Below are 25935 nucleotides of genomic sequence, written 5' to 3'. Positions count from 1 at the left end.
GGCGCGGGCGCTCCTGACAGAATGTCGGGTGCGCCCCGCGAACTCTGTTAGGAGACGTTTCCGTGATCCGTACCCATGACGCCGGCACTCTGCGCGCGAGCGACGCCGGCACGACGGTGACGCTCGCCGGGTGGGTCGCGCGTCGGCGCGACCACGGCGGTGTCATCTTCGTCGACCTCCGCGACGCCTCGGGTGTGGTGCAGGTGGTGTTCCGCGAGGAGGACGCGCACGCGCTGCGCAACGAGTTCTGTGTGAAGGTCGTCGGCGAGGTCAGCGCCCGCCCGGCCGGCAACGAGAATCCGGAGCTGGTCACCGGCGCGATCGAGGTGGTCGCCAGCGAGCTGACCGTGCTCTCCGAGGCGGCCCCGCTGCCGCTGCCGGTCGACGACACGGTCACCGCCTCGGACGACCTCCGCCTCAAGTACCGCTACCTGGACCTGCGCCGTTCCGGTCCGGCGAAGGCGCTGCGCCTGCGCAGCCGCGCCAACCAGATCGCCCGCGAGGTGCTGCACGCCCGCGACTTCAACGAGATCGAGACGCCGACGCTGACGCGTTCGACGCCGGAGGGCGCCCGCGACTTCCTGGTCCCGGTCCGCCTCCAGCCCGGCACCTGGTATGCACTGCCGCAGTCCCCCCAGCTGTTCAAGCAGCTGCTGATGGTGGCCGGCATGGAGCGGTACTACCAGATCGCCCGCTGCTACCGCGACGAGGACTTCCGCGCCGACCGGCAGCCCGAGTTCACCCAGCTCGACATCGAGATGTCGTTCGTCACGCAGGACGACGTCATCGCGCTCGGCGAGGAGATCGTCTCCCGCCTGTGGAGCGAGCTCGCCGACTACCAGGTGCAGCTGCCGATCCCGCGGATCACCTGGACCGACGCGATGAACCGCTACGGATCCGACAAACCCGATCTCCGGTACGGGGTGGAGCTGGTCGAGCTCACCGACTACCTTCGCGGCACCGCCTTCCGGGTGTTCGCCGGCGCGATCGACGCGGGCGGCTACGTCGGCGCGGTCGTCATGCCGGGCGGCGCGTCGCAGACCCGTAAGGAGCTGGACGGCTGGCAGGACTGGGCGAAGGCGCGCGGCGCCCGTGGCCTGGCCTACGTGGTGCTGGACTCCGAGACGGGCGAGCCGAAGGGCCCGGTCGCGAAGAACCTGTCGCCGGAGCACCTGGCGGGTCTCGCCGACCAGGTCGGGGCGAAGCCGGGCGACGCCGTCTTCTTCGCCGCCGCGGCCGAACGGCGGGAGGCGCAGGAGCTGCTCGGCGCGGCCCGGATCGAGATCGCCAAGCGGGCGAAACTGATCGACGAGTCCGCCTGGGCGTTCTGCTGGGTGGTCGACGCGCCGATGTTCGAGAAGACGGACGACGGTGGCTGGACCGCGGTGCACCACCCGTTCACCTCGCCGAACGAGGAGTGGGAGGCGCGCTTCGAGGAGGCGCCGGACCAGGCCCTTGCGTACGCGTACGACATCGTCGTCAACGGCAACGAGATCGGCGGCGGATCGGTCCGTATCCACCGTGCCGACGTCCAGAGCCGGGTCTTCGACCTGCTCGGCATCACGCCGGAGGAGGCCGCGGACAAGTTCGGCTTCCTGCTGGAGGCGTTCAAGTACGGCCCGCCGCCGCACGCCGGCATCGCGCTCGGCTGGGACCGGACCTGCATGCTGCTCAGCGGCAACGACTCGATCCGTGAGGTCATCGCGTTCCCGAAGACCCGCGGCGGCTTCGACCCGCTGACCACCGCGCCCACGCCGATCACCGCCCAGCAGCGCCTGGAGGCCGGGATCGACGCCAAGCCGAAGGCCACCGCGGGCACCCCGGGCACCGACGGCCAGGCGGTTCCGGTCCTGCACTCGAACTGAGTCGTCCGTGAGGGCCGGTCGCGGGGGATGCGCCCGGCGGCCGGCCCTCACGTTTCAGGAACCCCACCGGTCGGGTATCAGCGGGTCACAGGCTCTCTGACACCCCCCGGAGGAACCATCATGCTCGCCATCGCAGCCGCCGTCGTCTTCGGCGTCTACCTTCTCGCCGACCTGCTCGACACCAACTTCGGCGCTCCCGACCTGTTCAACTTCTCGACCATGGCGTCGCTCGGCCTGCTGCTCGTCTCGCTGTACCTCGCGGGCATCGGCAGCGGCCCGCGTGCCGGTGCGGGTACGGGTTCCGGCCGCCGCTTCTACGGCCGTCGCCCCGGCCGCGGCTGATTCCCGCGGCCGTTCGGCCGCGACCTCCGGCCACTGGCGGCCTGCCCTTCCCCGGCGGCCGCCAGCCGTGTCCGCACACTCTGCGTGAGGCCGTCGTGGCTGCTCGGGAGCGTTTCCACAGGGCGGTGGTCCGCATTGCGGATCGGGCCGCCATGGCCGGTACTGTCGTTTGTGATGGAAACGGACGGGCTCTTCTCCCTCGCATCGCCGGAGGCGCCGACCGCTGGTCCGGCCGCCGCCGGGACCGCCGGATTCGGCTCGCCCTCCGGCGACGCGCCGCTCCCGGTGCGGATGCGGCCGGCCTCCCTCGACGAGCTGGTCGGGCAGAAGCATCTGCTCGCTCCCGGCGCCCCGCTGCGCCAGCTGGTGACCGGCGCGAGCCCGATGTCGGTGATCCTCTGGGGCCCGCCCGGCACCGGCAAGACCACCATCGCGCATCTGGTGGCCAACGCCACGGATCGCAAGTTCGTCGCCATGTCGGCGCTGACCGCCGGCGTCAAGGACGTGCGCGCGGTGATCGACACGGCCCGCCGCGAGCGACGTTACGGCGGCCCGCCGACCGTCCTGTTCATCGACGAGGTGCACCGCTTCAGCAAGACCCAGCAGGACTCGCTGCTCGCCGCGGTCGAGGACCGCACGGTCACCCTCCTGGCCGCGACCACGGAGAACCCGTACTTCTCGGTCATCTCGCCCCTGCTCTCCCGCTGCGTGCTGCTCACCCTCCAGTCCCTCGACGAGCAGGACGTGCGCGAGCTCATCCGGCGCGCGATCGCCGACGAGCGCGGGCTGGGCGGTGCGGTCACCCTTTCCGCCGAGGCAGAGGACCATGTGGTACGGCTGGCGAGCGGCGATGTTCGCAAAGCCCTCACGGCGCTGGAGGCCGCGGCCGGAAGCGCCCTGGCCCAGGACGTCAGGGAGATCGATCTCGCCACCGCGGAGAAGGCGGTCGACGTCGCCGCGGTCCGTTACGACCGGGACGGCGACGCCCACTACGACGTGATCAGCGCGTTCATCAAGAGCATGCGCGGCAGCGATCCGGACGCGGCCCTGCACTACCTGGCCCGCATGCTGGTCGCCGGTGAGGACCCACGGTTCATCGCCCGGCGGATCGTGATCTTCGCCAGCGAGGACGTCGGCATGGCCGATCCGCAGGCGCTGCTCGTGGCGTCGGCGGCGGCTCAGGCCGTACAGAACGTGGGTCTGCCGGAGGCCGGGCTCAACCTGGCCCAGGCCGTCGTGCACCTGGCCACCGCCCCGAAGTCGAACAGCGTCACCACCGCGCTCGGCGAGGCGATGGCGGACGTCCGGGCCGGCCGGGGCGGGCCCGTTCCGCCGCATCTGCGCGACGCCCACTACCCGGGCTCGCGAGGGCTGGGCCACGGCCGTGGCTACCGTTACCCGCACGACGACCCGCGCGGTGTGGTCCGCCAGCAGTACGCTCCCGACGACCTGACCGGAGCCGACTACTACCGTCCGACCGACCACGGCGCCGAACGCCTGGTGGCCGAGCGGGTCCCCCGCCTCCGGCGTATCGTTCGCGGTCTCGGCCCGGCTCCGCGCACTGATGGTGACGAATCTTCCTCGGCGCGGGTGAGCAGGACTGTTACCGCTTCGGTGGGGACCCGGGACCGCGCGGCGGGTGGTGCTCGGGCCGCCGATGAGTCACAGTCGTCGGCGGACTCGGAACCGGTCGAGGCCGCGGTGGCGGGGGAGAGCCCGGCCACCGACGGTGGTGAGGGCTCCGACGGGGCCGCGGCTGACGCCTCCGGCGGGGTGGGAGAGCCCCCTGGAGCCGGGGCTTCCGCAGCGACCGGGGCCGAGAGTGACTACGACAGCGGCGCCAGCGCCGGAGAGGAAACGCGGTGACAGGGCGGGGTGCCGATCGGCCCGACGACGACGCGGGGCTGCGCGACGAGCCGGGCGGGAAGAACCGCCGGCGCTTCGGGCGTGGCGGCCGTGCCGATCAGCCGGCCGTTCCCCAGGAGGTCCCGCGCGAGGAGACCGGCTGGCTCGACGACCTACGGGTGGCCAAAGAGGAACGCAACGCCATCGGCCCCGGCATGCTGCCGGGGGAGGGCCGGACCAGCAAGTCCGGTCGGGTCGCGCCGGGCCCGGACGACAGGCCCGCCGACGACTTCGCGTTTCCGGGCGGCCCCGGCGAGGGTTTCCCGGCGCCGGGCGACCGGATGGACGCCGAGCCGGGCCAGCGACCGGGGCAACCCGGCCCGCAGGGTCCGGCGTCGCCCGCTCCGGGCGGGCAGCGTGGTGCGGCCGTTCCCCCCGGCGGTCGTGCGCCGGGCGGCCCGGTTCCTCCCGGTCAGATCCCGCCGGGTGCGATGCCGCCCGGCCAGATGCCCGCCGGACCGGTCTCGCCCGGTCAGATGCCGCCGGGCGGCGCTCCGGGCGGGCGGCGCCAGCGCGGCCCGGTGCCGCAGGGAACGCCTCCCCGTCAGATGGGACCGGGTGGCCAGATGCCGCCGGGCGCTCCGCCCGGGTCTCCGGGCATGCCGGGTCAGATGCCGCAGGGCGCCGCGCCCGGGTCTCCGGGGATGCCGGGTCAGATGCCGCAGGGAACGCCTCCGCGCCAGATGGGACCGGGCGGCCAGATGCCGCCGGCCGCCGCGCCCGGCTCCCCGGGGCGGACGCCATCGGGCGCCGTACCGGGATCGCCGGGGTCCGTGCCGCGTATGCCGGGGCAGGTTCCGCCGGGGTCCGTACCGGCCGGTCAGATGCCGCCGGGAGCTCCCGCCGGTCCGCCCGGCCCGGTGCCCGGGCAGGTGCCGCCGGGCGCCCGCCGCACCGGACCGCCGCAGGGCGGCCGCGCGGCGGTGGCCCCCGAGGCGGGGCACGCCCGCCGTCAGATGGATGTCGACCCGTCCGGCCAGATGTACCCCGGCCAGCCGCCCGTGCCGCTCTCCGGTAACGCGCCCGAGGTCCCGGGAGTGCCGCCGACCGCCTCCAGTGTTCGTCCGGTCTCGCCGGGCGCCCGTTCCGCGGGCCCGAGTATCCGTCCGCTGTCCCCGGCCGCCCCGGCACGTGACCGCTTCCGCCCCGCGGACCCGGTCTCGCCCGGACGGTCCGGCCCTCCGCCCGGTGGCTACGACCCGGTCCAGGACTCCGGTCCGATCCCCGGCGGGCAGGATGCCGTGCATCGCTCCGGGGCCATTCCGAACGGGTACGAGCAGAGCGGCGGACGCGCCGCGCCGGGCACCTACGGGGTCCCGGGCGGGCCCGACGACCGGCAGGGGCGGGGCCGCCGGTCCCGCGCCGAGGAGCCGGGCGCCTTCGAGGAGCCGACCGGCCGGCACGGTGGCGGCAGGCCGGGGCGGGCCGCCCCGGAGGGTGACCCGCGGCACCGGCCCGGGCATGCCGCGCCGCCCGGCGACGAGCGGCCCGGTAGGCACGGCGCTTCGGAGGGCGACTTCGGCACCGGCTCGCACTCGCTGGTCCGTGCGGACGGTTTCCCCGATCCCGGGAACGACACCGGCACGGTGGGGTTCGTCCGCCGTCCCGGTGACGGTGGGTCCGGCCCCGAGGCGCAGCCCGGCAAGGACGGCCGGGGCGGTGCCGGCGGACGTTCCGGCGGCGAGCCGCGCCGGCGCCGTGCCGCACGCCGTTCCGCCGACCCGGACGAGCCGGAGATCGGTGGCTTCACCGGCACCCCGGACGTGCCCGGCCCGCGCCGCATCGGCCCGGGTGACGGCCGCCCGGTCCGGGCCGCCGCCGTCGTCCCACCGGTCGTTCCCGGACGGCAGGGTGCCCGCACCCCGGCCGTTCCCGGCCGCGCCGGCGCGATGGCGGACAGCACCTCCGGTGTGATCCAGCGTCCCGGCCGCGCCCAGCCCGGGGCTCCGTCGCGGCCCGGCGAGGACCAGGGCGTCACCGGTGGCGTTGCGGTACCCGAGCAGCCGGGTCCCGGCCGCCGCGGGGCCCGCGCCGACGTGCCTGCCGCCGGCCCGTTCGCGCCGGAGGAGGAGCACACCGGCCGGCACGGTGGTGGCCCGGGCAGTGCCCGGACCGGCGCGGCCGTGCCCGGCCGCGCCGCGCCCGTCTCGGGTGGCGGCCCCGGTCGTACCGCGCCCGTCTCGGGTGGTGGCCCCGCACAGGCGATGGGCGCCGCCGCCGCCCCCGGCCGTGCCGTGGTGGGCCCGCCCGGCCCCGACGGTGGGCCCGGTCCCGGTGCGCCCGGCCCGGGTGCACCGGGTGGAAAGCACAGCGGCGGTCCCGGCCCCGGTGCCGGCGGCCCGGGTCGAATGCCGAATGGCGCCGGCGGCCCAGGTGGTCCGGGTGGGATGCCCGGGCCCGGCGGGGTGCCCGGTCCCAACGGCGGCCCGGCACGAGGCGGCGCCCAGGTTCCGGGGCGTGCTCCGGGCCGCGGCCCCGCACGTGGTGGCGCTGCCGTGCCCGGCCGTGGTCCCGCAGACCCGGACGGCGGACCTTCGGGCCTGCCCGGCCACGGTGCCGAAGGCGGCCCCGGACATGGCACGGCCGGTCCGGGACGTGGCATGCCCGGTCCGGAGGGCGACCTGTCCAGAGGCCCGGGCGGCCCGGACGGTCCTTCTCGGGCGATGGGCGGCGCGCCCGTTCCCGGCCCTGCCGGGGCTCCGCGTGCGAGGGCCGGCGTCGCCGTTCCCGGCGGACCCTCCCGGCCGATGGGCGGGGCCGCCGTTCCCGGACTCGACGGTCCGGGCCGCGGCGGTGCCGCGCCGGGCGCCGACGGTCCGGCACGCGGCGGTGCGGTTCCCGGTGGGGCGTCGCGGGCGATGGGTGCCGCCACGGGCGTGGACGGCCCGGCCCGGGCCGGTGTCGCGGTCCCCGGGGCGAACGGCCCGGCGAGGGGCGGTGCCACCGTTCCCGGGGTGGACGGTCCGGCACGCGGCGGTGCGGTTCCCGGTGGGGACGGTCCGGCACGCGGTGGGGCCGGGGTCCCCGGCATGGACGGTCCGGCCAGGGGTGGCGCCGCTGTTCCCGGTGCGCCGGCGCGGGCGATGGGTGCCGTTGCGGCCGTGGACGGTCCGGCCAGGGGTGGCGCCTCCGTTCCCGGTGGTGGGCCCGACGGTCTGCCGGGTCCGGACGACTCGCAGGGACTTGGCGCGAACGGGCGCCCGGTGAGGTCCGGCGACGCGTCGCAAGGGAACGCGAAGGGCGTACCCCCGAAGGATGAAACGGCCGAGGGTGGCCTCGCCGAGCTGCGCCACAAGTTGCGCACGCAGCGAAGGTTGCGGCTCGTCACGCTGTTCTCGCTGGCGGCGCTGGTGTTGCTGGCTCTGCCGGCGTTCGTCGGGTTGCGCGCGGCGAGCAGCGATCCGGTGCTGGCCTCGCTGGCGGCGCTGGAGGTTCCGTCCTGGGCCGCGAAGGGTGTGGAGAATCAGGAGACCGGCAGCACGCTGTGCATCATGGAGTGTTCGTTCCGGGAGCGGAAGGCTGAATCGGACCGGCCGTTCAAGGAGACCGCCGACGTCTACGCGGAGGCGCTGACCGAGGCGGGCTGGAAGCAGCGGAAGGTCGAGGGCTGCCCGGAGACGCCGGTCGCTCCGGAGGAGGGCACCTACAGCTGCTGGAGCCGGGACGAGCTCACTCTGGACCTGGCGGTGGGCCTGCCGGGCTGTGCGGTGGATCAGATCTCGGCCGAGCTGAACCCGACGGCGGGCGCCGTGGAGGAGCTGCCGGAACCGGGGGCGTGCCAGGGATCGACGGTCCGGATCAAGGTGTGGAACAAGATCGAGGACCGGCGGGGTGAGAAGGAGACCACGCCGGGACTGGTCGGGGTGACTCCGGACACGGTGCTGTCCACCGACGATCCGCTCTTATCGCCGACACCCCAGGCGTCGTGACGCGGGTGGTGGTCACGGACGGTAGGGTCTGCTAGTTGTCCCGCCGAATCCGTGACCACCCGAATAGGAGACGCGCCAGATGGATGCCGGAGAAATCGCAGGCCTGATCGCGGCGGGCGCCTTCCTCATGCTCGTTCTCGTGCTGTCCGTGCCGATCCTGAAGCTGGGCCGCACCGTGGACGCCACCACGAACGCGATCAACGACCTGGTCGACCGGACGGGGCCGCTGCTCTCCAACGTGAACGTCACCGTGGAGAACGTGAATACCGCGCTCGGCCAGGTTCAGGTCTCTTTGGACGGCGTCAACGTCCAGCTCGCCAAGGTCGACACGATGACCGGGCATGCTCAGAACATCACGGCCAATGTCGCGAACCTGGTCACCGTCGTGTCGGCCGCCGCGGCCAATCCGCTGGTCAAGGTCGCTTCGTTCGGGTACGGCCTGCGCAAGGCCACCGCCGCCCGACGGCACGCCGAGGAGGAGCGCGAGGTCCGCGCCGCGCTCAAGCAGCGCCGTAAGACCGCCCGCTGACCCCCGATCGAGAGGTATTTCGCCGTCATGAAGCGCCTGCTGTGGCTCGGCGTCGGCTTGGCCGTCGGCGCCCTCGTCGTTCGCAAGCTGAGCCAGAAGGCCGACGAGTTCACCCCGACCGGGATCGCGACCTCGCTGTCGGAATCCGCTGGCGGCCTCGTCGAGTCGCTGCGTAGCTTCGTGGAAGACGTCCGTGAGGGGATGGCCGAGCGGGAGAACCAGATCCACGAGGCCTTCGCCGCGGGTGAGCTGTATGAGGACAAGTTCGCCGAGCTGCGTGACGACGCGTGGCCCGGCTCGCAGGAGGGAAATCGATGAGAACGGCGGAAGTAAAGCGGCGCTTTCTGGCGCATTTCGAGGCGAACGGGCACACGGTGGTCCCGAGTGCCCCGCTGCCGGCTATCGACGACCCGAACCTGCTGTTCATCAACGCCGGCATGGTGCAGTTCGTCCCGTTCTTCCTGGGGCAGCGGACCCCGCCGTACCAGCGGGCCGCGAGCGTGCAGAAGTGCATCCGGACGCCGGACATCGACGAGGTCGGCAAGACCAGCCGGCACGGCACGTTCTTCCAGATGAACGGCAACTTCTCGTTCGGTGACTACTTCAAGGCGGGCGCGATCCCGCTGGCGTGGGAGCTGTCCACGAAGCCGGTCTCCGAGGGCGGTTTCGGCCTGGACCCGGAGAAGATCTGGGCGACCGTCTACCTGGACGACGACGAGGCCATCGAGATCTGGAAGCAGACCGGCCTGCCGGCGGAGCGGATCGTGCGCCGCGGCAAGAAGGACAACTTCTGGTCGATGGGCATCCCCGGCCCGGCGGGCCCCTGCTCCGAGCTGTACTACGACCGTGGTCCGGCGTACGGCAAGGAGGGCGGCCCGGAGGTCGACGAGGACCGGTACCTGGAGTTCTGGAACCTGGTCTTCATGCAGCACGAGATCACCGACGTGAAGTCGAAGGAAGAGTTCACGATCGTCGGTGACCTGCCGAAGCAGAACATCGACACCGGCATGGGCCTGGAGCGCATCGCGTCGATCCTCCAGGGCGTCGACAACCTGTACGAGATCGACGAGGTCCGCCCGATCCTCGCCAAGGCCGCCGAGCTGACCGGTAGGGAGTACGGCAAGCGCTCCGGCCACGCCGCGTCCGAGAGCCACCCGGACGACGTCCGTCTGCGGGTGATCGCGGACCACGTCCGTACCGCGCTGATGTTGATCGGCGACGGCGTCACCCCGACGAACGAGGGCCGCGGCTACGTGCTGCGCCGCATCATGCGCCGGGCGATCCGGTCGATCCGGCTGCTCGGCTGGCAGGAGCGGGCGCTGCCGATCCTGCTGCCGATCGCGCGGGACTGCATGTCCCCGTCGTACCCGGAGCTGGCGACCGACTTCGAGCGGATCTCCACGTACGCGTACGCGGAGGAGGACCAGTTCCTCTCCACGCTGAAGGCGGGCACCACGATCCTGGACCTGGCGATCACCGAGACCCGCGCCTCCAAGAAGACGCAGCTGTCCGGTGACAAGGCGTTCCAGCTGCACGACACGTACGGTTTCCCGATCGACCTGACCCTGGAGATCGCGCAGGAGCAGGGCCTCGACGTCGACCACGAGGGCTTCCGCCGGCTGATGGCCGACCAGCGGAACCGGGCGAAGGCGGACGCGGCGGCGCGCAAGACCGGTCACGCGGACCTGTCGGCGTACCGGTCGGCGCTGGACGCGGGCGGCCCGGTCGAGTTCACCGGCTACCAGGAGATCTCCCGTGAGTCCCGGGTCCGGGCGCTGATCGGCGACTCCGGCCGGATCGAGGTGGCCGGCGAGGGCGACTTCGTCGAGCTGGTGCTGGACACCACCCCGTTCTACGCGGAGGGCGGCGGTCAGCAGGCGGACACCGGTGTGATCAACGTCGGTGGCGGCCGGCTGGAGATCGTCGACGTCCAGCAGCCGCTGCCGGGCCTGATCGTGCACAAGGCGCGGGTGGTCCGGGGCGAGGTGCGCGCGGGCGAGACGGCGCTGTCCGAGATCGACGTGACCCGCCGGAAGGCAATCTCCCGGTCGCACACGGCGACCCACCTGGTGCACCAGACGATGCGCAACTTCCTCGGTGAGTCGGCGACCCAGGCGGGTTCGCTGAACGCGCCGGGCCGGCTGCGGTTCGACTTCCACACCCCGGGCGCGGTCAGCCCGTCGGTGCTCTTCGATGTCGAGCAGCAGATCAACGAGGTGCTGCTGCGTGACCTCGAGGTCAACGCGTTCGTCACCTCGCAGGAGGAGGCGCGGCGGCTCGGCGCGATGGCGCTGTTCGGGGAGAAGTACGGCGACGAGGTCCGGGTCGTCGAGGTCGGCGACTACGCCCGTGAGCTGTGCGGCGGTACCCACGTCGCCCGGTCCGGCCAGCTCGGCCTCGTGAAGATCCTCAACGAGTCGTCGATCGGCTCCGGGGTGCGCCGCGTGGAGGCCCTGGTGGGTCTGGACGCGTTCGGCTTCCTGGCCAAGGAGCACCTGCTGGTGTCCCGCCTGGCCGACCTGTTCCGGGTGCCCGGCGATCAGGTCGCCGACCGGGTCGAGCAGACCGTCACGGCGCTGCGCGACGCGGAGAAGGAGCTGGAGAAGCTGCGGGCGCAGATGGTCCTGGGCGGGGCGGGGGCGCTCGCGTCCGGGGCGAAGGACGTGCGCGGTGTGGCGTACGTCGGGACCGAGGCGCCGGAGGGTGCGGCGGTCAACGACGTGCGGACGCTGGCGCAGGAGATCCGCGGCAAGATCGATGCGGCGCGTCCCGCGGTGGTCGCGGTGACCGCCCGGGCGAACGGCAAGGCGTCCCTGATCGTCGCGATCAACGGCGCCGCGAAGACCCGTGGGCTGTCCGCGCAGGACCTTGTCAAGGCGGCGCTGTCCGGCCGGGGTGGCGGCAACGCCGACCTGGCGCAGGGCGGCGGCGTGCCGGCCGCGGAGGCCCCGCGTCTGCTGACGGCGATCGAGCAGGCGGTCGCCGACAAGGCCTGACAGCGCTTCTCGACGGAACGCCCCGGACATCTGTCCGGGGCGTTTTCGCGATGCGTGATGATTGCGCTGGGTAGTCGTTTGCTGATGTTGGGTACTCCATTTCTTAGCGGATCTTTAGGCCTTGCAAAGGGTGGCGGCGTATCGGCCAGGGGTGCGGTTAAGCTTCGGGGCGCGATCGGAGCGATGGCATCGAAGCGAGCGAAAGCCGTGGCCGTTACTCTTCGCATCGGAATCTTGATCGGGGACAGGAGACGCGTGTTGCTGCTGTGCAGGGTGGGAGCGTGACTCAGCGCTTCGCTCGGGGCGTCCGCCTGGGGGTGGACGTGGGTCAGGTGCGTGTCGGGGTGGCCAGGTGTGACCCCGACGGGATCCTGGCCAGCCCGGTGGTGACCGTGCCGCGGGACCGGGAGACCGGTGACGACGGCACGCCGAAGGACATGACGGAGCTGGCGCGGCTGACCGCCGAGTGCGAGGCGATCGAGGTCGTCGTCGGGCTTCCGGTGGCGCTCAACGGGCGTGAGGGTGTGGCGGCCGGCCACGTCCGGGCGTACGCGGAGCGGCTCGGCGCGGTGCTGGCGCCGGTCCCGGTCGTGCTGACCGACGAGCGCATGTCCACGGTCGTCGCCAGCCGCCGGCTCTCCGAGCGGGGTGTCAAGGGCAAGCGCCAGCGTGCGGTCGTGGATCAGGCGGCGGCCGTGGAGATCCTGCAGGGCTGGCTCAACGCGCAGCGGAGGCAGACTTAAGTGATCGGCGAGATAGAAGACCTGAGGTACGAGAACAACCCGGATCCCGGGCGATGGAAACATCGCAAGAAGGAGAAGGGTGGCCGCTCGGTCATCACGTTCTTCCTGGTCCTGGTGCTGTTCGGCGTCCTCGGTGGCGGAGCCTGGTACGGCTACGGCAAGGTGTCCGGCTTCCTGTCCGCGGCCGACTACGACGGCCCCGGCAGCGGTGAGGTGATCGTCGAGGTCAAGAAGGGCGAGTACGCCTCCGACATCGCCGAGACCCTGTTCAAGGCGGGGGTCGTCAAGAGTGCCGCGGCGTTCGTCGAGGCCGCCAAGGACAATCCCGACAGTACCGGCATTCAGGTTGGATCTTACAAGCTGCGCAAGCAGATGAAGGCCAGCGACGCGGTTCTGATGCTGCTGGACCGGAAGAACCAGACCGTCAACGGGGTGGTCATCCCCGAGGGCTGGACCAAGATGCAGGTCTTCGCGGCGTTCTCCGAGTACACCGGCATCGAGGTGGCGGAGTTCGAGAAGGCGGCCAAGGACATCTCGAAGCTCGGCGTCACGTCCGCCTGGCTGAAGCGGACCGACGGCAAGAAGGTCGACAAGTCCAACATCGAGGGCTTCCTGTACCCGGCGACCTACGAGATCCCGCAGAAGGCCACCGCGACCGACATCCTCAAGCTCGTCATCAAGAACTTCAACGCCGAGATGGAGAAGCTGGACTTCGCGGCCACGGCCCAGTCGAAGCTCAAGATCTCGCCGTACGAGGCTCTGGTCGCGGCGTCGATCACCCAGGTGGAGGCGCTGCTCCCGGCGGACATGGGTCCGGTGTCGCGGGTCCTCTACAACCGCGTGTACTCCGGTGACTTCCCCTGCGGATGCCTCCAGTTGGACAGTACGGTCAACTACTGGCTGCGGCTGAACGGTAAGCAGGGCAAATCATCCGAAAAGCTGACGATCGACGAGATGCACGGCGAGAACAACCCGTACCGGTACAACGCGCCGGGCATGTCGATCGGCCCGATCAGCAACCCCGGTGAGATCGCCCTGAAGGGTGCCATCGACGCTCCGAAGAGCCAGTATTTCTTCTTCGTGACCATCGACAAGAAGGGCACGATGGCGTACGGGAAGACGTACGACCAGCACAACGCCAACATCAAGGTCGCCTGCAAGAACGGCATCCCGATCTGCTGACCCGCTAGTGTGACGTGGCCGGGTGGAGTTTCCTCGCCCGGCCACGCGCGTTAGGAAGGACGCCGCGTCACCGCCCGGTCGACGGAAAGTCGCCGGGGTGGGCGGCGGACCATCGATATAGGTATGGTGCGCCCAGTGCTCGCGGAGTCGGCCGGACGGGCAGCGGAGGCAGACGACATGATCGACGAACTGGACGTGGCGTTCGAAGAGGACGCCGAGGGAGGCGGTTCCCGGCATGACGACCGGGCCCGGAAAGGACGTGGCCGCTCCGCGGTCGCCCTGGTCCTGACACTTCTGCTGTTCACCGTGCTCGGTGGCGGCATCTACCTCGGCTACACCAAGGTCGCCGGCTTCTTCGTGGCAGCCGACTACGAGGGCACCGGCAGTGGCCCGGTCGAGGTCACGATCATCAAGAACTCGTCGCTCACCGAGATCGGCAACGTGCTCGTCAAAGCCGATGTGGTGAAGAGCACCAAGGCCTTCCTGGAGGCCGCCGACGCCGAGCCGCGCAGCGAGAACATCCAGGCCGGCACCTACGTGCTGCGCCGGCAGATGGCCGCCGACCAGGCGGTCGCCCAGCTGCTCGACCCGAACACCCGGCTCAGCAAGGGTGTGACCATCCCCGAGGGCAAGACCGCCAAGCAGACGTACGAGCTGCTCGCGAAGGCCACCGGCATCCCGGTCAAGGACTTCGAGGAGGCGGCGAAGGACCCGGAGGCGCTCGGCGTGCCGGACTGGTGGTTCAAGCGCACCGACGGCAAGCCGGTGTCCAAGACGGCGGAGGGCTTCCTCTTCCCGGACACGTACGAGTTCGACCCCAAGGCCGGCGCCTCGCAGATCCTCAAGACGATGGTCGAGCACTTCCTCACCGTCACCGGCGAGATCGGGTTCGCCGACGGGGTGCAGAAGAATCTGGCCGTCTCGCCGTACGAGGCTCTCATCGTGGCGTCGCTGGCGCAGGCCGAGGCCGGTAACGCCGACGATCTGCCCAAGGTGGCCCGGGTCGCCTACAACCGGGCGTACAAGAAGAAGATGCCGTTGCAGTTCGACGTCACCACGAACTACTGGCTGGAGCTCAACGGCAAGAAGGCGAAGCACTCGGGCCAGCTCACCGAGGCCGAGATGAACGACCCGAAGAATCCGTACAACTCGGAGACCGTGGTGGGACTGCCGATCGGGCCGATCAACAGCCCCGGCAAGGCCGCCCTGACCGGCGCCCAGAAGCCGCCGGTGGCGCCCTGGCTGTTCTTCGTCGCGATCGACAAGGCCGGGCACTCCGCGTTCGCCTCCACCGATGCCGAACACGAGAAGAACAAGAAGAAGGCCTGCGACAACGGGATCAAGTTGTCCGACTGCTGAGCCCCGCGTGTGGGTGAGGGCGTACCGCGGGTGTCCACCCGTAGAGTGAGCCCCGTGCAGAAGCCCGAGGAGACCCCGGCCGCGCGGAAAGCCGCGGTGTGCGGCAAGCCGATCGCGCATTCGCTCTCGCCCTTCATCCACACCGCCGGCTTCGCCGCGACCGGCCTGCTCGACTGGACCTATACGGCGATCGAGTGCGCCGAGTCCGAACTGCCCGACCTGGTGGCCGGCCTCGGCCCGGAGTGGGCCGGTCTGTCCCTGACCATGCCGCTCAAGGAGACCGGGCTACGGCTGGCGTCCTCCGCCTCGCCGCTGGCGATCGCGGTCGGCTGCGCCAACACCCTGGTCCGCCAGCCGGACGGCACGTGGCACGCGGACAACACCGACGTCATCGGGATGGTCCAGGTGCTGCGGGAGGCCGGGCTCGGCGCCGGCACCGGCCGGCACGCCGCCAAGGTGGACCCGCCCCGGATCACCGTGCTCGGTGGCGGCGGCACCGCGCGGGCCGCTCTCGGCGCGGCCGCCCAGCTCGGCGCCGAGACGGTGACCGTGGTCACCCGCCGTCCGGAGGCCCGCGAGGAGCTCGACCCGGTCGCCGTCGCGCTGGGCATCACCCTCGACGGCGTGTCCTGGGACGACGCGGCCGGCACGTTCGACGCCGACGCGGTCATCGCCACCGTCCCGAAGGGCGCCGCCGATCCGCTCGCCGAGCGGGTGACCTGGCGTCCCGGCAGTGTCTTCTTCGACGCCCTCTACGACCCGTGGCCGACGCCGCTGGCCGCCGCCGCGACCGCGCACGAGGTGCCGGTCTTCTCCGGCCTGGACCTGCTGCTGGCCCAGGCGCTCAGCCAGTTCGAGCAGTTCACCGGCCTGTCGGAGGCCCCCGAGGAGGCCATGCGCAAGGCTCTCGGCGAGGCCGTCCAGAACCGCGGGTAAGCACCCGGCCGGGGTTCGACCGGGGCCCTGGCGGGTGTCCGTAAGGCGGGACACGGGCGGCCTGTCGCCGCCCGTCACCGGCGCCGTGCCAGACTGTTGCCGTGTTGCGCTGGCTTACTGCAGGTGAATCGCACGGACCGGCGCTCGTCGCGCTGCTCGAGGGTGTCCCCGCCGGGATCGAGGTGACGAGCGCGGACATCATGCGTGATCTGGTGCGCCGTCGCCTCGGATACGGCCGTGGCGCCCGGATGAAGTTCGAGCAGGACGAGCTCGAGCTCATCGGTGGCATCCGGCACGGGGTGACCCAGGGCTCGCCGGTCGCGATCCGGGTGGGCAACAGCGAGTGGCCCAAGTGGGAGACCGTCATGGCGGCCGACCCGGTGGACCCGGCCGAGCTGGCCGCGCAGGCCCGCAACGCGCCGCTGACCCGCCCGCGTCCCGGCCACGCCGACCTGGCCGGCATGCAGAAGTACGGGCACACCGACGCCCGCCCGATCCTGGAGCGCGCCAGCGCCCGGGAGACCGCGGCCCGCGTCGCCGTCGGCGTGGTCGCCAAGAAGCTGATCAAGCAGGCACTCGGCATCGACATCGTGTCGCACGTCATCGAGCTCGGCCCGGTGGCCGCCAAGCCCGGCGTCATTCCCACCCCCGACGACTTCGACCGGATCGACGAGGACCCGCTGCGCTGCCTCGACCCGGAGGCCAGCGCCCGCATGGTGGCCGAGGTCGACGCCGCCAAGCAGGACGCGGACACCCTCGGCGGCATCGTCGAGGTGCTGGCCTACAACGTGCCGCCGGGCCTCGGCTCGCACGTGCAGTGGGACCGCAAGCTCGACGCCCGGCTCGCCACCGCCCTCATGTCGATCCAGTCGGTGAAGGGCGTGGAGATCGGCGACGGCTTCACCCAGGCCCGCTCGCGCGGCTCGGTGGCGCACGACGAGATCGTCCCGACCCCGGACGGGGTGAAGCGGGTCACCGACCGGGCCGGCGGCCTGGAGGGCGGCATCACCAACGGCGAGCCGCTGCGGGTCCGCGCCGCGCTCAAGCCGATCTCGTCGCTCAACCGGGCGCTGCAGACCATCGACGTCACCACCGGCGAGCCGGCCACCGCCATCAACCAGCGCTCCGACGTCTGTGCGGTCCCGGCCGGCGCGATCGTGGCCGAGGCGATGGTCGCGCTGGTCCTGGCCGAGGCCGCGACCGAGAAGTTCGGCGGCGACTCGGTCGCCGAGATCCGGCGCAACCTCCAGTCGTACCTCGACAACCTGATCATTCACTGATGGCCCCGGTCGCGGTCTTCGTCGGCGTCATGGGCGCCGGTAAGAGCACCATCGGCGAGGCGGTCGCCGCCGAGCTGGGCGTCGCTTTCGCCGACACCGACGCGATCATCGAGGACCGGGCCGGCAAGCCGATCCCGGACATCTTCGTCGAGGACGGGGAGCCGGCCTTCCGCGACCTGGAACGGCGGATCGTCGCCGAGGCGCTGGCGACCTTCGACGGCGTGCTGGCCCTGGGCGGCGGCGCGATCCTGGACGAGGACACCCGGAAGCTGCTGGCCGGGCACACCGTCGTCTACCTCTCGGTCGAGCTGGCCGACGCGATCAAGCGCGTCGGCCTGGGAGCCGGCCGCCCACTGCTCGCGATCAACCCCCGGGCCACCCTGAGGCACCTGCTGGACCAGCGCCGCCCGCTCTACCTCGAGGTGGCCACCCACGCGGTCGCCACCGACGGCCGCGAGGAGGCCGAGACCATCGCCGAGGTCCTCACCCTTCTCAGGCGGTAGCGAGTCAGGCGGTGGTGAGCGGCGGCGGGGTCGGGCGGGTCTGGAGGGCGGCGAGCTCGGAGACCGTGCCGAACCGGAAGCCCCGGGCCTTCAGGCCGCTGAACATGGCGCTCAGGCCGCGCAGCGAGACGAGGCGGTGCGGTTTGCCGACGTCGTGGGCCAGGATGATGGAGCCGGGGCGGACGTTGTCGACGATGTCGCGGATCTGGCCGTCCGGATCGTCCTGGAAGTACTTCTCGCGCATCAGGTGCGACCACAGCACGATCTCGTAGCCGAAGTGGTCGGCGGCCAGCACCGTGGAGCCGCCGAGGTGCCCGTACGGCGGGCGCAGCAGGGTCGTCTCCCGGTGGAAGACCTTCTTGATCATGTCGTGGGTGCGGGACAGCTCGGTCTCCACACCCGCGCGGTCCAGGGTCGCCAGGTCGTCGTGCGACCAGGAGTGGTTGCCGATCTCGTGGCGGCCCATCCGGTCGCGGACCAGATCGGCGTGCTCCTCCAGGTTCCGGCCCACCATGAAGAAGGTGGCCGGGATGTTCGCCTGGTCCAGCGCGTCCAGCACCATCGGCGTCCACTGCGGGCCGGGGCCGTCGTCGAAGGTGAACGCCACCACCGGCTCGGTGGTCTCCACGAAGTACCGGATCGTCAGGTTGGCGGTGCGCAGGGCCTCGGGCGCGTCGGCGGCGGCCGCGTAGCCGCCGCTGACCGGTGGCCGATCCCAGCCGAACGCCTGTGACAGCGTGTCCTTGCCCACCGCGCCGAAGGCCGCCCCGCCGGCGGTCAGCAGCGCGGCGCGCATGATCGCACGTCGACTCAGTCTCATATCGATGATCTCCCCCGTTGCGGCCGTGACGGTAGCGGATGGCCGCAAATGGGGCCGGTGCGCCGAGGCGGAAGGGGATGCCGGTCACCCCGTGCGGGTAATCGGCACGGGGTTGCCGGCACATGACCCCATCCGAGGAGTGGAATCGGTGCGGCGGGGTCGCGATCCGGATCCCGGGCGGGGATAGGGTTGCGGCCGTGGTGACACGGATTCCGGTGGCGGGTGACCGTCCATATGACGTGGTCGTGGGCCGAGGGCTGGCGGACGAGCTGCCCGCGATGATCGAGGGCGCGGCCCGGGTGGCGGTGCTGCACCCGCCGACGCTGCGCGAGCGGGCCGAGGCCGTGGCCAAGGCGGCCGGCGCCGAGACGGTCGTCCCGATCGAGGTGCCGGACGCCGAGCGCGGCAAGACCGTCGAGGTCGCCGCCCGGTGCTGGGACGAGCTCGGGGCCGCGGGCTTCACCCGTACCGATGTGGTGGTGGGTGTCGGTGGGGGAGCGACCACCGACCTGGCCGGATATGTCGCCGCGGCCTGGTTGCGCGGGGTCCGCTGGGTGCCGGTGTCGACGTCGGTGGCCGGCATGGTCGATGCCGCCGTCGGCGGTAAGACGGCGGTGAACATCGCGGCCGGCAAGAACCTGGTCGGCGCCTTCCACCCGCCGGCCGGCGTGCTCTGTGACCTGGACGCGCTGGACACGCTGCCCGCCGAGGACATCGCGGCGGGCCTGGCCGAGGTGGTCAAGGGCGGGTTCATCGCCGACCCGCGGATCCTCGAGCTGATCGAGGCGGACCCGGCCGCCGCCCTGGACCCGCGCGGCGACGTGCTCCGCGAGCTGGTCGAGCGCAAGATCAGGGTGAAGGCGCACGTGGTGGGCGTGGACCTCAAGGAGTCCGGGCTGCGGGAGATCCTCAACTACGGCCACACGCTGGGGCACGCCATCGAGCGGCGCGAGAGGTACACCTGGAAGCACGGGCACGCGATCGCGGTGGGCCTGATCTTCGCGGCCGAGTTGGGGCGGCTCACCGGGCGGCTGGACGACGCCACGGCGGACCGGCACCGGGCGGTCCTGGAGAGTCTCGGTCTGCCCACGGCGTACCCCGAAGAGGCCTGGCCCGAGTTGTTGCCCGCGATGCGCGTCGACAAGAAGGCGCGCGCGGCGACCTTGCGTTTCGTGGTTCTGGACGGCCTGGCGAAGCCGGGCATCCTGGCCGGGCCGGACGAGGCCCTGCTGGAGCGCGCCTACGCGGCGGTGGCCCGATGATCTACGTGCTGAACGGGCCGAACCTGGGCCGGCTGGGCCTGCGGGAGCCGGGGGTCTACGGCTCGGCCACCTACAAGGACCTGGTCGAGATGTGCCAGACCGTCGCCGAGGACCTGGGCCTGGAGGTCGAGGTGCGGCAGACCAACGCCGAGCACGAGATGCTGGAGTGGCTCTACCAGGCCGCCGACGAGGGCGCCGACGTGGTGCTCAACCCGGGCGCCTGGTCGCACTACAACTACTCGGTCCGGGACGCCTGCGCGATGCTGCGCGGCAAGCTGGTCGAGGTGCACATCTCCAACATCCACAAGCGTGAGGAGTTCCGGCACCATTCGGTGATCTCGGCCGTGGCGACCGGTGTGATCGCCGGGCTCGGGTTCGACGGATATCGGCTTGCTCTGGAGCACATCGCACGGTAGGCCCGATTCGCTCCGGGCCGGTTCACGCCGGTAGAGTGGTTCGGTCACCGATACGTATCAAGATCAAGGCAGGACATGGCTTCCACCAACGACCTGAAGAACGGCCTGGTGCTCAACCTCGACGGCGAGCTGTGGGCTGTCGTCGAATTCCAGCACGTCAAGCCGGGCAAGGGTCCGGCCTTCGTGCGGACCACGCTGAAGCACGTGCTCTCCGGCAAGGTGGTGGACAAGACCTTCAACGCCGGCACCAAGGTCGAGACCGCGACCGTGGACAAGCGCACCATGCAGTACCTGTACAAGGACGGCGACGACTACGTCTTCATGGACCTGGACACCTACGACCAGATCCACGTGGCCGGCGGCACGGTCGGCGAGAACGCCAACTACCTGCTGCCCGAGGCCGAGGCCACGGTGGCGCTGCACGAGGGCGTGCCGCTCTACATCGAGCTGCCGACCAGCGTGTTCCTCGAGGTCACCTACACCGAGCCGGGCCTCCAGGGCGACCGTTCGACCGGCGGCACCAAGCCGGCGACCGTCGAGACCGGCGCGACCGTCAACGTCCCGCTCTTCATCACCACCGGTGAGAAGATCAAGGTCGACACCCGCGACGGCCGCTACCTCGGCCGCAGCTGATGGCCGAAGGTCCCAAGAAGGAACGGCTCGCGCGTCGCAAGGCTCGCAAGCGAGCGCTGGACGTCCTTTTCGAGGCCGACCTGCGTGACCTGCCGCCGAGCCAGGTGCTGCTCACCTACCTGGACCGGATCGCCAAGCCGCACCCCGAGCACCTGGAGTACTCGAAGACGCTCATCGACGGTGTGGCGAAGCACCTCGACCGGATCGACGAGCTGATCGCCAGTTACGCCGAGGGGTGGACGATCGACCGGATGCCGGCGGTCGACCGCAACCTCGCCCGGATCGCGGTCTACGAGCTGCTCTACGAGCCCGACGTCGACGACCCGGTGGCGATCACCGAGGCGGTCGAGCTGGCCAAGGAGATGTCCACCGACGACAGCCCCCGTTTCCTCAACGGGTTGCTGGACCGGATCGCGGCTTTCGCCACCCGCTGATCTCTTCTCGGAACGGCCCGGATCGCTTGGTCCGGGCCGTTTTCATGTCCAGGGGTACGAGGGACGCGCGCGCCGAGTTCAAAAGACGCAAAAGCCCGCGTCGGGGGACGCGGGCCTCACGGGGGGCGCTACTGGGTGTTGCTGATTTTGTTCAGTGTTCAGCTGGCGAAGAAGGCGCGCGGGTCGGCCACCAGGACACCCTGCTCGGTCAGGCGCTCGATGAGGCCGGACGGCGAGATGTCGTAGACGATGGCGAGCGCGCGCAGATCGTCGGCGCGGATGGAGAGCACGCGGCCGTTGTAGTCACCGCGCTGCTGCTGGATCGCCCGGGCGTACCGCGCCACGTAGGCGAGGTCCTCGCCGGTGGTGTCGTACAGCTTCTCGAGGTCCAGGACGATCTTGTTGGTCGCCTCCAGGCGGATGCCACTGCCGTCGGGCAGCAGCTCGGAGACGGGAACACGGTAGAAGTCGGCGAGTTCGGCAAGGCGCGACACGGTCACCGCGCGGTCGCCACGCTCGTACGAGCCCACAACGACGGCCTTCCAGCGGCCGTTGGACTTCTCTTCGACACCCTGCAGGGACAGGCCCTGCTGCTGGCGGATGGAGCGCAGACGAGCGCCCAGCGACTTCGCGTACTCAGACGGCATTAGGACACTCCCGGTACTGTGCTGGCCCGGAGGGTTCTTTCCTCACGGATCGCTACGCTGCGTGACGGTACGGAGTTTGCGACCGCCGGTCAAGTGTTGGTTACCGATGAGTCGCGCGGGCCGCACCAAAGTAACCGGCTGTATCCCTAGACGACGGGATTTGTCCGATCTGCTCCAGTCAGGCACGTCACCATAATGCATGCTGCGTCCACTGGTAACGTAGCGTCAGCCATCAGGTTCCGGTCCTCCGGGTCCTGTACCGACATCCTTTAACGACCCGTCCCGTGAGGCGGGGAAGGAGGTCCGCCGTGGCGCAGCCACGCGCAGACGCGCCCAGCAAGATCATCTTGGCGGGGTCCGACCTGCACCGGGTCGTCGACCGCATCGCCCATCAGATCCTCGAGAAGACCTCGGGCGCCACCGGCACCGTCCTGCTCGGCATCCCGACCCGCGGCGTCCCGCTGGCGCACCGCCTCGCCGCCCGGATTCACGCCTTCGAGGGCGTCGAGATCCCGGTGGGCTCCCTCGACATCACGCTCTACCGCGACGACCTGCGCCTCAACGCCACCCGTGCGCTCGGCAAGACCGAGCTGCCGGCCGGTGGCATCGACGGCCTGCGGGTCATCCTGGTCGACGACGTGCTCTTCTCCGGCCGTTCGGTGCGGGCCGCCCTGGACGCCCTCAAGGACCTCGGCCGGCCCAGCTCGGTGCAGCTCGCGGTCCTGGTCGACCGCGGCCACCGCCAGCTGCCGATCCGCGCCGACTACGTGGGCAAGAACATCCCGACCGCGCTCAGCGAGAGCGTCAAGGTGACGCTCACCGAGATCGACGGCGCCGACGAGGTCAAGCTGATCGGAGGCCTCAATTGATCAAGCACCTGCGCTCGGCCGGCGACCTGGACGCGGCCACCGCGACCCTGATCCTGGACACCGCGGCCGAGATGGCGGCCCTGTCCGGCCGCGAGGTCAAGAAGCTGCCCGCGCTGCGCGGCCGGACCGTGGTCAACCTGTTCTACGAGGACTCCACCCGTACCCGGATCTCCTTCGAGGCGGCCGCCAAGCGGCTCTCCGCGGACGTCATCAACTTCTCCGCCAAGGGCTCCAGCGTCTCCAAGGGCGAGAGCCTCAAGGACACCGCGCTCACCCTCCAGGCGATGGGCGCGGACGCGGTGGTGATCCGGCACTCGGCCAGCGGCGCCCCGCACCGCCTGTCGAACTGGGTGGACGGCTCGGTGGTCAACGCCGGCGACGGCACCCACGAGCACCCCACCCAGGCGCTGCTGGACGCGTACACGATGCGGTCCCGCCTGGGCCGGCTGGACGGTCTCAAGGTCGCCGTCGTGGGTGACGTGCTTCACAGCCGGGTGGCGCGCTCCAACGTGCTGCTGCTCAGCACCCTGGGCGCCGAGGTCACCCTGGTCGGCCCGCCCACCCTGATCCCCCTGGATGTGGCCGCCGCCCTATCGAAGACCACGAAAGTCTCCTACGACCTCGATAGCGTCCTTCCCGACACGGACGTCGTGATGATGCTGCGGGTGCAGACCGAGCGGATGCAGGATTCGTATTTCCCCTCCGCCCGGGAGTACAGCCGCCGTTACGGCCTCGATGTCACCCGAATGAGGAAGCTGCCGGAGCACGCGATCGTCATGCACCCCGGTCCGATGAACCGGGGCATGGAGATCGCGCCCGAGGTGGCCGACTCGCCCCGCTCCACCATCGTCGAACAGGTCGCCAACGGCGTCAGCGTCCGGATGGCCGTCCTCTACCTGCTGCTGGGAGGCAAGTGATGGCGTACCTGATCAAGGGCGTCTCGATCCTCGGTGCCGAACCGACCGACCTGTACATCGCCGACGGCGTCGTGTCGGAGAAACCGGTCGAGGGCGCCGAGGTCATCGACGCGACCGGCCTGGTCGCGCTGCCCGGCCTGGTGGACGTGCACACCCACCTGCGCGAGCCCGGCCGGGAGGACGCGGAGACCGTCGAGACCGGCTCCCGCGCCGCGGCCCTGGGCGGCTACACCGCGGTCTGCGCGATGGCGAACACGTCGCCGGTCGCCGACACCGCCGGTGTGGTCGAGCAGGTGTGGCGCCTGGGCCGGGAGGCCGGCCTGGTCGACGTGCAGCCGATCGGCGCCGTCACGGTCGGCCTGGCCGGCAAGCAGATGGCCGAGCTCGGCGCGATGGCCACCTCCGCGGCCAACGTGCGGATCTTCTCCGACGACGGGTTCTGCGTCGCCGACCCCAAGATGATGCGCCGCGCCCTGGAGTACGTGAAGGCGTTCGACGGCGTCATCGCCCAGCACGCCGAGGAGCCCCGGCTCACCGAGGGCGCGCAGATGCACGAGGGCGAGGTCAGCACCCGGCTCGGCCTCACCGGCTGGCCGGCCGTCGCCGAGGAGGCGATCATCGCCCGCGACGTGCTGCTCGCCGAGCACGTCGGCAGCCGCCTGCACGTCTGCCACGTCTCCACGGCCGGTTCGGTCGAGGTGCTGCGCCAGGCCAAGGCCCGCGGCATCCGCGTGACGGCCGAGGTCACCCCGCACCACCTGCTGCTCACCGACGAGCTCGCGGCGGGTTACGACCCGGTCTTCAAGGTCAACCCCCCGTTGCGTACGCGCAACGACGTCGAAGCCCTGCGCCAGGCGCTGCTGGACGGGGTGATCGACGTGGTGGCCACCGACCACGCGCCGCACGCCGTGCAGGACAAGGAGTGCGAGTGGGCGCACGCCCGGCCCGGCATGCTGGGGCTGGAGACCGCGCTGCCGATCGTGCTGAGCGTCTTCGGCCCCCGCTGGGACCTGATCGCCGACCGGATGTCGATCGCGCCGGCCCGGATCGCGGGCCTGGACGGGCACGGCGGTGACCTGACGAAGGCCGGCACCCCGGCCAACCTGACGCTGGTGGACCCGGCGGCCCAGCGGGTCGTGGACCCGGCCGGGCTGGCCAGCCGCAGCCGTAACACGCCGTACGCCGGTATGACCCTGCCCGGTCGCATCGTCGCGACCTTCCTGCGGGGCGAGGCAACGGTTCTCGATGGGAAGGCAGTCAAGTGAGCAAGGCGATCCTTGTCCTGGAGGACGGTCGGACGTTCCACGGCACCGCGTACGGCGCCGTGGGGGAGACGTTCGGCGAGGCGGTGTTCACCACCGGCATGACCGGGTACCAGGAGACGCTGACCGACCCGTCGTTCCACAAACAGGTCGTGGTGCAGACCGCGCCGCAGATCGGCAACACCGGCGTCAACGACGAGGACGACGAGTCCGACCGCATCTGGGTCTCCGGCTACGTGGTCCGCGACCCGGCCCGCCGCCCGTCCAACTGGCGCTCCACCGGCGACCTGGGCGAGCGCCTGGCCGCCGAGGGCGTCGTCGGGATCAGCGGCGTGGACACCCGCGCCCTCACCCGTCACCTGCGTGAGCGCGGCGCCATGCGGGTCGGCATCTCCTCGCTCGACCTGGACCCCCGCGGGCTGCGGGAGCGGGTCCTGGCCCAGCCGCAGATGCTCGGCGCCGACCTCTCCGCCCAGGTGACCACCGGCGAGCGCTACACCGTCAAGGCGGAGGGCGAGCACCGCTACACGGTCGCCGCGCTCGACCTGGGCATCAAGCGCAACGTCTCGCGCCGCCTGGCCGAGCGGGGCGTCACCACCCACATCTTCCCGGCCTCGTCCTCGATCGAGGACCTGCTGGCGGTCAGCCCCGACGCGGTGTTCTTCTCGCCCGGCCCGGGCGACCCGGCCACCGCCGACGGCCCGGTCGCGCTGGCCCGCGAGGTGATGCGCCGCGAGGTGCCGCTGTTCGGCATCTGCTTCGGCAGCCAGATCCTCGGCCGCGCGCTCGGCTTCGGCACCTACAAGCTGGGGTACGGCCACCGCGGCATCAACCAGCCGGTGCTCGACAAGACCACCGGCAAGGTCGAGGTGACCAGCCACAACCACGGGTTCGCCGTGGACGCCCCGATCGGCGAGCGGATCGACACCGAGTTCGGTGGTGTCGAGGTGTCGCACGTCTGCCTCAACGACAACGTGGTCGAGGGTCTGCGGGGCCTGGAGGTCCCGGCTTTCACCGTCCAGTACCACCCCGAGGCCGCCGCCGGCCCGCACGACGCGGATTACCTGTTCGACCGCTTCGTCGACCTTGTGGAAAAGAAGGGCTGA

At 71.4% G+C, this 25935-nt stretch carries 23 protein-coding genes; 21 read left to right on the top strand and 2 right to left on the bottom strand.

Annotated features, from left to right (window positions below):
- Positions 1–62 precede the first annotated feature (62 nt).
- The 13 genes from aspS to BJ964_RS00580 all read left to right on the top strand — a co-directional run bounded on the left by aspS (position 63) and on the right by BJ964_RS00580 (position 17569).
- Positions 63–1865: an aspartate--tRNA ligase gene (aspS, locus tag BJ964_RS00640; RefSeq protein ID WP_188118829.1), complete on the top strand. Its 1803-nt coding sequence runs from the start codon at positions 63–65 to the stop codon at positions 1863–1865.
- Positions 1866–1985: 120 nt separating this feature from the next.
- A complete protein-coding gene (locus tag BJ964_RS00635) occupies positions 1986–2207 on the top strand; it encodes a hypothetical protein (RefSeq protein ID WP_188118828.1) in 222 nt (73 codons plus the stop codon).
- A 174-nt stretch (positions 2208–2381) separates the two neighbouring features.
- Entirely contained in the window at positions 2382–4073 is a 1692-nt protein-coding gene (locus BJ964_RS00630) for a replication-associated recombination protein A (RefSeq protein ID WP_188118827.1), read from the top strand.
- Positions 4070–8041, top strand: coding sequence for a hypothetical protein (locus BJ964_RS00625; RefSeq protein ID WP_188118826.1), 3972 nt, complete (start codon positions 4070–4072; stop codon positions 8039–8041). Before BJ964_RS00630 ends, BJ964_RS00625 begins: the two co-directional genes overlap by 4 nt.
- Positions 8042–8120: 79 nt before the next feature.
- Positions 8121–8570, top strand: a complete 450-nt coding sequence (locus tag BJ964_RS00620) for a DUF948 domain-containing protein (RefSeq protein ID WP_188118825.1) — start codon at positions 8121–8123, stop codon at positions 8568–8570.
- Between the two features lie 27 nt (positions 8571–8597).
- Positions 8598–8888 carry a hypothetical protein gene (locus BJ964_RS00615; RefSeq protein WP_188118824.1) on the top strand — a complete coding sequence of 97 codons (291 nt, stop codon included), beginning with the start codon at positions 8598–8600 and terminating at the stop codon, positions 8886–8888.
- Positions 8885–11566 (top strand): alanine--tRNA ligase, encoded by a 2682-nt coding sequence (gene alaS, locus BJ964_RS00610; protein ID WP_188118823.1) that lies wholly within the window; start codon positions 8885–8887, stop codon positions 11564–11566. The genes BJ964_RS00615 and alaS overlap by 4 nt, the downstream gene beginning before the upstream one ends.
- Positions 11567–11847: 281 nt before the next feature.
- Entirely contained in the window at positions 11848–12309 is a 462-nt protein-coding gene (ruvX, locus tag BJ964_RS00605) for a Holliday junction resolvase RuvX (RefSeq protein WP_188118822.1), read from the top strand.
- Positions 12310–13491 carry an endolytic transglycosylase MltG gene (gene mltG, locus BJ964_RS00600; protein WP_188118821.1) on the top strand — a complete coding sequence of 394 codons (1182 nt, stop codon included), beginning with the start codon at positions 12310–12312 and terminating at the stop codon, positions 13489–13491.
- Positions 13492–13668: 177 nt separating this feature from the next.
- Positions 13669–14850 (top strand): endolytic transglycosylase MltG, encoded by a 1182-nt coding sequence (mltG, locus tag BJ964_RS00595; protein ID WP_188118820.1) that lies wholly within the window; start codon positions 13669–13671, stop codon positions 14848–14850.
- Positions 14851–14904: 54 nt separating this feature from the next.
- Positions 14905–15786: a shikimate dehydrogenase gene (locus BJ964_RS00590; RefSeq protein WP_188118819.1), complete on the top strand. Its 882-nt coding sequence runs from the start codon at positions 14905–14907 to the stop codon at positions 15784–15786.
- Positions 15787–15887: 101 nt separating this feature from the next.
- Positions 15888–17066: a chorismate synthase gene (gene aroC / locus BJ964_RS00585; RefSeq protein WP_188118818.1), complete on the top strand. Its 1179-nt coding sequence runs from the start codon at positions 15888–15890 to the stop codon at positions 17064–17066.
- Complete coding sequence (locus BJ964_RS00580) at positions 17066–17569, top strand: shikimate kinase (RefSeq protein WP_188118817.1); 504 nt, start codon at positions 17066–17068, stop codon at positions 17567–17569. Before aroC ends, BJ964_RS00580 begins: the two co-directional genes overlap by 1 nt.
- A 4-nt stretch (positions 17570–17573) precedes the next feature.
- On the opposite strand, the gene BJ964_RS00575 is transcribed toward BJ964_RS00580, so the two are convergent.
- Positions 17574–18389 (bottom strand): polysaccharide deacetylase family protein, encoded by an 816-nt coding sequence (locus tag BJ964_RS00575; protein WP_188118816.1) that lies wholly within the window; start codon positions 18387–18389, stop codon positions 17574–17576.
- 122 nt (positions 18390–18511) lie between these two features.
- Here BJ964_RS00575 and aroB point away from each other — a divergent pair, with 122 nt between their 5' ends.
- From aroB to nusB, 4 genes are all read left to right on the top strand, one after another.
- On the top strand, positions 18512–19651 hold the full coding sequence (gene aroB / locus BJ964_RS00570; protein ID WP_407650782.1) for a 3-dehydroquinate synthase: 1140 nt from the start codon (positions 18512–18514) through the stop codon (positions 19649–19651).
- Complete coding sequence (gene aroQ / locus BJ964_RS00565; RefSeq protein ID WP_188118815.1) at positions 19648–20067, top strand: type II 3-dehydroquinate dehydratase; 420 nt, start codon at positions 19648–19650, stop codon at positions 20065–20067. Before aroB ends, aroQ begins: the two co-directional genes overlap by 4 nt.
- Positions 20068–20142: 75 nt before the next feature.
- On the top strand, positions 20143–20700 hold the full coding sequence (gene efp / locus BJ964_RS00560) for an elongation factor P (protein WP_188118814.1): 558 nt from the start codon (positions 20143–20145) through the stop codon (positions 20698–20700).
- A complete protein-coding gene (gene nusB / locus BJ964_RS00555) occupies positions 20700–21134 on the top strand; it encodes a transcription antitermination factor NusB (RefSeq protein ID WP_188118813.1) in 435 nt (144 codons plus the stop codon). Before efp ends, nusB begins: the two co-directional genes overlap by 1 nt.
- A 158-nt stretch (positions 21135–21292) precedes the next feature.
- Here the strand turns inward: nusB and bldD are convergent, their stop codons facing one another.
- A complete protein-coding gene (gene bldD / locus BJ964_RS00550) occupies positions 21293–21781 on the bottom strand; it encodes a transcriptional regulator BldD (protein WP_014446326.1) in 489 nt (162 codons plus the stop codon).
- 284 nt (positions 21782–22065) lie between these two features.
- On the opposite strand from bldD, the gene pyrR reads away from it, so the two are divergent.
- From pyrR to carA, 4 genes are read left to right on the top strand one after another with little or no spacing between them, the layout of a single operon-like run.
- Positions 22066–22650, top strand: coding sequence for a bifunctional pyr operon transcriptional regulator/uracil phosphoribosyltransferase PyrR (gene pyrR, locus BJ964_RS00545; RefSeq protein ID WP_407650781.1), 585 nt, complete (start codon positions 22066–22068; stop codon positions 22648–22650).
- On the top strand, positions 22647–23567 hold the full coding sequence (locus BJ964_RS00540; RefSeq protein WP_188118811.1) for an aspartate carbamoyltransferase catalytic subunit: 921 nt from the start codon (positions 22647–22649) through the stop codon (positions 23565–23567). Before pyrR ends, BJ964_RS00540 begins: the two co-directional genes overlap by 4 nt.
- Positions 23564–24832 (top strand): dihydroorotase, encoded by a 1269-nt coding sequence (locus BJ964_RS00535; protein ID WP_188118810.1) that lies wholly within the window; start codon positions 23564–23566, stop codon positions 24830–24832. The genes BJ964_RS00540 and BJ964_RS00535 overlap by 4 nt, the downstream gene beginning before the upstream one ends.
- Complete coding sequence (gene carA / locus BJ964_RS00530; RefSeq protein ID WP_188118809.1) at positions 24829–25935, top strand: glutamine-hydrolyzing carbamoyl-phosphate synthase small subunit; 1107 nt, start codon at positions 24829–24831, stop codon at positions 25933–25935. The genes BJ964_RS00535 and carA overlap by 4 nt, the downstream gene beginning before the upstream one ends.

The organism is Actinoplanes lobatus (assembly GCF_014205215.1).
GTDB classification, from domain to species: Bacteria; Actinomycetota; Actinomycetes; order Mycobacteriales; family Micromonosporaceae; genus Actinoplanes; species Actinoplanes lobatus.
Note: the sequence above shows the minus strand (reverse complement) of the source record. Positions and strands in the feature narration are given on the sequence as shown.